The following is a 503-nucleotide window of genomic DNA, read 5'->3' as shown; positions in this document are numbered from 1 at the left end:
GAACAGCAGACGCGACGGGCAATCGACCGAAAAACGGGATCCGTTGCAGTGGGTGTCGTGTGGCATGGTTTCCTCCGGGTTACTTAGTGCATCTCAGGTGCGTTCTGGACACCAAGTATAAGAAGTATACCTAAGGCTTCGACGATAAAAAAGCGAATTAGGATACGACATGAAAACCGACACCCTCTTCCGCCCCTTCTCCCTCAAAGGGATGGAATTGGCCAACCGCATCGTTATGGCCCCCATGACCCGCAACATGGCCCCTGAAGGCATTCCTGGACAGGCGCAGGTAGGCTATTATAAACGCCGCGCGGCCGCGAACGTTGGCCTGATCCTGACCGAAGGTACTGTGGTAGACCGTCCCGCGTCGCGCAACTTGCCTGGCATTCCGTTCTTTCACGGAGACAAGGCGATGGCCGGCTGGGCCGATGTCGCCTCTGCCGTGCATTCGGCAGGCGGCAAAATCGCGCCGCAGATCTGGCACACTGGCTCGACTCGCGGCG

Annotated in this window: 1 protein-coding gene; it reads left to right on the top strand. The window is 58.3% G+C overall.

Translation table 11 applies throughout. From position 1 onward, the window contains the following. Positions 1 to 169 precede the first annotated feature (169 nt). On the top strand, positions 170 to 503 hold a 334-nt coding region (locus E1B25_RS22040), incomplete at its 3' end, for a beta/alpha barrel domain-containing protein (protein ID WP_483458033.1).

Origin of the sequence: Antarcticimicrobium sediminis (assembly GCF_004348975.1) — a bacterium.
Classification (GTDB): Bacteria; Pseudomonadota; Alphaproteobacteria; order Rhodobacterales; family Rhodobacteraceae; genus Antarcticimicrobium; species Antarcticimicrobium sediminis.
The sequence above is the reverse complement of the archived record's forward strand: the minus strand, read 5'-3'. Positions and strand labels throughout refer to the sequence as shown.